Below are 5601 nucleotides of genomic sequence, written 5' to 3' on the forward strand. Positions count from 1 at the left end.
CGCGCCCGCCGCCACCAGCGCGGCCAGCTCCTCGATACGGCGCCGGGGCGGGCCGATGGACAGGAACGCGTTGAGCGGGGTGTACCAGCGGTCCAGGTGGTCGCGGCGCGAGTCGCCCGTGAGGCCGCGGTGGTCGACGACCAGCCGGAGTTCGTTGCGCAGATCCCGCAGCACGTCCAGGGCGGCCTTGAGCGGGCCGTCCACATTGCCGAGCGCGGCCTGCCCGGCGTCCTCGCGCAGATACGACAGCAGCCAGTGCCGCCAGGCGGTGGGGTGCGCGAGATCGGGTTCCGCATACGGGCGGGACAGCCGGTCCCAGCTCCAGCGCTCGGCGGCCGGGATCCCGAACTCGTCGAGTATCAGGGCCTCTTGGGGATCGTGGTGCGGGACGCCGAGGAAGCGCCCGGTGAACTCCGGGTGCGGGGACGGCCGTAGCGTCCGCAGCAGAGTGGCGTAGTAGACCGTCTCCACCTCCTTCGCCACCAACGGCCATATCTCGGTGAGGAATTCGGGGGCCTCGCCTGAGTCGGCGCGTTTGCGGAAGGCGGCTGTCGCCTCCGGGGTGAGGACGAGGGGGGTGTGGCGGCCGTGCGGGCCCTTCGCGTTGTCGCCGCGGGCCTGGTACGGGATGCCGCGGCGTGAACCGGCGTACAGGCGGGGCTCGTTGCCGGAGGGCAGATAGCGGAGAGAGCCGTCCTCCGCGCGGACGAAACGGCCGCCCCGGCCCGTCGTCAACAGGGCTGTGTGGTCGAAGAAGTTGAGGCCGAGGCCGCGCAACAGCACTGGTTCGCCGGGCCGTACGGCGGACAGGTCGGCGTCGGCCGGGTTGGCGGGCGGAATGTGGCGCAGGCCGTGCCGGCAGGCGTAGGCGGCGAGGCGCCGTTGGGCGGTGTCGCCGACCGTCGGGAGGTGGCCCTGGGCCAGGACCACCGCCGAAAGGGCGGACAGGGTACGGCCGTTGTCCAGGGTGAGGGACTGGTGGCCGTCGGGTGTGTCGTCGAGCCGTAGCGCGCTCGCCCGGTGTGTCGCGACCTCGACGGAGTCCGGCGCCTCGCGGGCCGTGCGGGCGAACACCCACTCCAGATAGCGGCCGTAGTGGGCGCGGGTGGGGTAGTCGTCGGGGCCGAGTTCGGCGGGCGCCCACTCGTGCAGGCTCGGGCCGGGGCGGATCGGGCCGGAGCAGTCGACGCTGTCGTCGGTGAAGAGGGTCACCTGGGAGGCCACGGTGTTCATCAGCAGTTCGGGGGACTGCGCGGAGCGCCAGACCCGGCCCGGGCCCGGGGGTGCCGGGTCGACGACGTGGACGGTGAGCCGGGTGCCGGGCGGGAGGAGTTCCGGTGCCGAGGCGCAGAGGCGTTCCAGGACGCTGGTGCCGCGCGGACCGGCGCCGACCACGGCGACGGAGACGGATGCCGGTTCGTCGTCGGACGCGTTCGCTGCAGACAAAGGGGGGACTCCCGGGCGTGTGGGGCGCAATGGAGCGGACCGCCCACCGGAAGCGGACGGTCCGCCTCATCATGCCCGCAGCGAGGTCACGGGGATGTCAGTGGGGACTCCTCGACGGTCCTCAGCGTCCCGTCCGCCCGCGCCTGCTCCAGCCGCAGCCGGGCCGAACGGCCGCGCAGCGTAAGGGTCATGAGCTGGTTGCCGAACCAAGGCCCGCCTGTTTTCCGCCACTTGACCGAGGGGCCGGCGCAGCGGCCGTGCCGGGTGAAGCGGCGGCCCAGACCACGGGCCACGGCACTCCAGCCGAAGCGGAAACCGACCCGTATGTAGGCGGGGATGGAGTTGTGGACGGGCGAGCAGGTCAGCTGGAGGACGCGGGAAGTCGGGGCGCCGGTCCGCCACTTGGGCTCCGCCACGTACGCGTGGTGCACGTCCCCCGACAGCACGAGCACCGACGCCGGTGCCGCCTCGCCCGACCCCACCTCGGCGATCAGCCCCGCCAACTCCTCGAAGGAGTCCGGGAACGCCGCCCAGTGCTCCAGGTCGGCCGCCCGGCGCAGCTTCTCGCCGAACTCGGCCCAGCGGGCGCCCCGTTCGCCCCGGCACAGGGCCGCGTCCCAGGACTCGGCGTCGTGGATGAGGTGCGGCAGCAGCCAGGGCAGTGAGGTGCCGATGAGGAGATGGTCGTAGGAACCGGGATCGGCCAGCGCCTCGGTGCGCAGCCAGTCGGCCTCGCCGGGGTCGAGCATCGCGCGGTGCTGCTCGTCCAGGACACGGGCCGCCCTGCTGTCCACCATCAGCAGCCGTACCCGGCCGAAGTCGCGCCGGTAGCTCCAGCGGACGGAGGCGGGGTCGGCGTCGGCGCGGCAGGCGAAGGCGCGGAGTTCGTCGGTGCCGTCCGGGGTGCTGCGGACCGCCAAGTAGAGGGGATCGGCGGCCAGTTCGGCGGGGGAGAGGTTCCCCAGGTGCTGGTGCACCCAGTACGACATCAGCCCGCTCAGCAGCCGCTCGCGCCACCACGGGGTGGCCCGCATGTCGGCGAGCCAGGCGGCGGAGGTGTTCCAGTCGTCGATGACGTCGTGGTCGTCGAAGATCATGCACGACGGCACGGTGGAGAGCAGCCAGCGGATCTCCGGGTCCAGCCAGGACTCGTAATAGAGGCGCGTGTACTCCTCGTAGTCCGCGACCTCGCCGCCGGGCGGCTCGCTCAGGTCGCGGCGGGCCGACAGCCAGCGGCGGGTCGCGTCGGAGACCTCGTCGGCGTACACCTGGTCGCCCAACAGGAGGAGTACGTCCGGCCGTTCGGCCTTCGGGTCGCGTGCGATGCGCGAGGCGAGCGTGTCCAGGGCGTCCGGGCCCACCGGATCGTGGTCGTCGGCGGGCGGCGCGGCCCACCGGCAGGAACCGAACGCGACCCGGACCGTGCCGTCGGCATCAGGGGTGTGGATCGCGGAGGGCGGGAACGGCGAGTCCGGCAGCGGCCACACCCGCATACCGTCCAGGAGGACGTCGTACGGCGTCGAGGTCCCGGGCGTGAGGCCCTCCACCGGTATCAACGCGTAGTGGTGGCCCGCGACTTGGAAGGTGCGGGCGGTACCGCCGGCGCCGTCCGCGCAGCGCACCTCGGCGGCACACGGACGGCTCGCCTCGACCCATACGGTCGCGGACGAGCCGTCGGCGTAGCGAAGCAGTGGTCCAAGGCGCAGTCCGGCCACGGTTGATCACCTTCCTCCGTCGCCCCGTACGGTACGGACGACGGAGGTCAGTGACCAGGTTCCCGGGCTGCCGAAAAGGATCAGCAGCCGCTGAGGACCGAGGTCAGCTTGGCCTTCTCGGCCGTGTCGACCGAGAGGTCGTAGTAGTACTTCACCTGGACCCAGGCACGGACGTAGGTGCAGGCGTACGAGGCGAGCGGGGGCATCCACTCGGCCGGGTCCTGGTCGCTCTTGGACTGGTTGACGTTGTCCGTGACGGCGATCAGCTGCGGCCGGGTGATGTCGTTGGCGAAGCCCTGGCGCGCGGCGGTGGTCCAGTTGCGGGCGCCGGAGTCCCAGGCCTCGGCGAGCGGGACGAGGTGGTCGATGTCGAGGTCGGAGGCGGCGGTCCAGGTGGCGCCGTCGTAGACCGAGTACCAGCTGCCGCTGGTCGCGGTGCAGGCGGAGTTGGTGACGACGTTCGTACCGTCCCGCTTGAGGACGTACTCACGGGTGTTGCAGGTGCCGCTGATCGTGATCCAGGTGGGGAACAGGTCACGGTCGTAGCCGGTCCGGACCTCGGTCGCCACGGTGAGCGAGGCGAGGTAGGTGCGGGCGGTGGCGGCGCTGACCGGCGTGGGGAGCGCGGCGGAGGCGGTCGGGCCGTTGAAGAGTCCGGCGAAGGCTATGAGTCCGGTAAGAGCCGCGAGTATGCTGAGCCGTCGTCGACGCGCGTAGATCTTCGGCATGCGAACTCCCTTGTGGTGTGGGGGTGTTGGAGTGCGAGCGAAGGAATGCTTGCGGTGCCGTGTTGCGGCTGGGTGTGCGTTTGGTAAGAAGTTAGTGACGCGGGCATGACAAGACAAGGTTTACGGTCGAACTTTTCCTCGCGTACTGTGAATGGCGCAGAAGGGGAGTAGCTCTTCGCCGGACCGTCGACACACTGCTCAGCTCGTCTGAGCCGGCGCCCGGAGGACGATCCATCGCGTTGATGTGGATGGATCGGCCAGCGAGACCTTCGGCAACGCAGTGCACCAGTTGTTTTTCGTGTGCGCTGCCGTGCCGAGGTGTCCGCGGACAGCAATCACACTCTCGGTGGGGCGGCCCCGACCGATTGAGGAACCTTGATCAGCATCAGCGTGACGGCGCTCGTCTTCGGCGTCGTCTTTCTCGCCGAACTCCCCGACAAGACCGCGCTCGCCGGACTCGTCCTCGGCACCCGCTACCGCGCCTCGTACGTCTTCGCCGGCGTCGCCGCCGCGTTCCTGCTGCATGTGGTGCTGGCGGTCGCGGCCGGCAGCGTGCTGACCCTGCTCCCGCAGCAACTCGTGGCCGCCGTCACCGGTGTGCTCTTCCTGGGCGGGGCCGCGATGCTGCTCTTCAAGAAGGGCGACGACGAGGAGGAGGTCCGGGGGCCCAAGGACCAGTCCTTCTGGAGGGTCTCCGGCGCCGGTTTCATGCTCATCCTGGTCGCCGAGTTCGGTGACCTGACCCAGATCATGACGGCCAACCTCGCGGCCCGCTACGACGACCCGTTCTCCGTCGGTCTCGGCGCGGTGCTGGCCCTGTGGGCGGTCGCCGGTCTCGGCATCGTCGGCGGAAAGGCGCTGATGAAGCGGGTGCCGCTGAAGCTGATCACGCAGGTCGCGGCGGTGCTGATGCTCGGGCTGGGGGCGTGGAGCCTGTGGGAGGCCGTGGCGGGCTGAGTGGGCTGAGTGGGCTGAGCGGGCGCGCGAGCTGAACGATGAGTGAACTGTTTCCGGGGATGGTGGCGTGATGCCGGTCCGGTTTTGTATCGTGGAGAAACAAAGTGGCTCCCGTTCGTTTACCCTGACCGGCGGACGGGGCCACCTTGTCCCTCCGGGGGCCACCCGCACCCCCTCATCCGTTCCGTTCCTTGGAGCCTGCCGATGACGGCCACCACCGTGCTCACCGCCCGCGCCCTCCTGCTGGACATGGACGGCACCCTCGTCGACTCGCACGCCGTCGTCGAGCGGATCTGGCGGCGCTGGTCCGAGCGGCACGGGCTGAACGCGGACGAGGTCATGAAGGTCGTGCACGGCAGGCAGGGGCACGCGTCGATGGCGCTGCTGCTGCCCGGGCGGCCCATGGAGCAGAACTACGCCGAGAACGACCGCATGCTCGCCGAGGAGACCGCCGACGTCGAGGGCGTCGTCCCGATCCCGGGCGCGCCGGAGTTCCTGGCCTCGCTGCGGGGGCTGCCGCACGCGCTGGTGACGTCGGCGGACGTCGCGCTGTCCACGGCACGGATGGGTGCGGCCGGGCTGGAACTGCCGGAGGTCCGCATCACCGCGGAGTCGGTCGGCGCCAGCAAGCCCGACCCGGAGGGCTTTCTGAAGGGCGCCGCCGAACTGGGCGTCGCGCCCGCGGACTGTGTGGTCTTCGAGGACTCCGGGGCGGGGATCGCGGCGGGGCGCGCCGCGGGGATGCGCGTGGTGAG

At 71.0% G+C, this 5601-nt stretch carries 5 protein-coding genes; 2 read left to right on the forward strand and 3 right to left on the reverse strand.

Annotated features, from left to right (window positions below; all coding sequences use genetic code 11):
* The 3 genes from R6V09_RS44505 to R6V09_RS44515 all read right to left on the reverse strand — a co-directional run.
* Window positions 1–1446 (reverse strand): FAD/NAD(P)-binding protein (locus R6V09_RS44505; protein WP_317887184.1); only part of this gene is annotated, 1446 nt, incomplete at its 3' end.
* 86 nt (window positions 1447–1532) lie between these two features.
* A complete protein-coding gene (locus tag R6V09_RS44510; RefSeq protein WP_317887185.1) occupies window positions 1533–3161 on the reverse strand; it encodes an alkaline phosphatase D family protein in 1629 nt (542 codons plus the stop codon).
* Between the two features lie 80 nt (window positions 3162–3241).
* Window positions 3242–3889: an HNH endonuclease family protein gene (locus tag R6V09_RS44515; RefSeq protein WP_317887186.1), complete on the reverse strand. Its 648-nt coding sequence runs from the start codon at window positions 3887–3889 to the stop codon at window positions 3242–3244.
* Between the two features lie 375 nt (window positions 3890–4264).
* Between R6V09_RS44515 and R6V09_RS44520 the strand changes: the two genes are divergently transcribed.
* Together R6V09_RS44520 and R6V09_RS44525 are read left to right on the forward strand one after the other, a co-directional pair.
* Entirely contained in the window at window positions 4265–4846 is a 582-nt protein-coding gene (locus R6V09_RS44520) for a TMEM165/GDT1 family protein (protein WP_317887187.1), read from the forward strand.
* 204 nt (window positions 4847–5050) lie between these two features.
* The coding region (locus tag R6V09_RS44525) for an HAD-IA family hydrolase (protein ID WP_317887188.1) at window positions 5051–5601 on the forward strand (551 nt) is incomplete at its 3' end.

This window comes from Streptomyces sp. W16, from assembly GCF_033194735.1.
Taxonomy (GTDB): domain Bacteria; phylum Actinomycetota; class Actinomycetes; order Streptomycetales; family Streptomycetaceae; genus Streptomyces.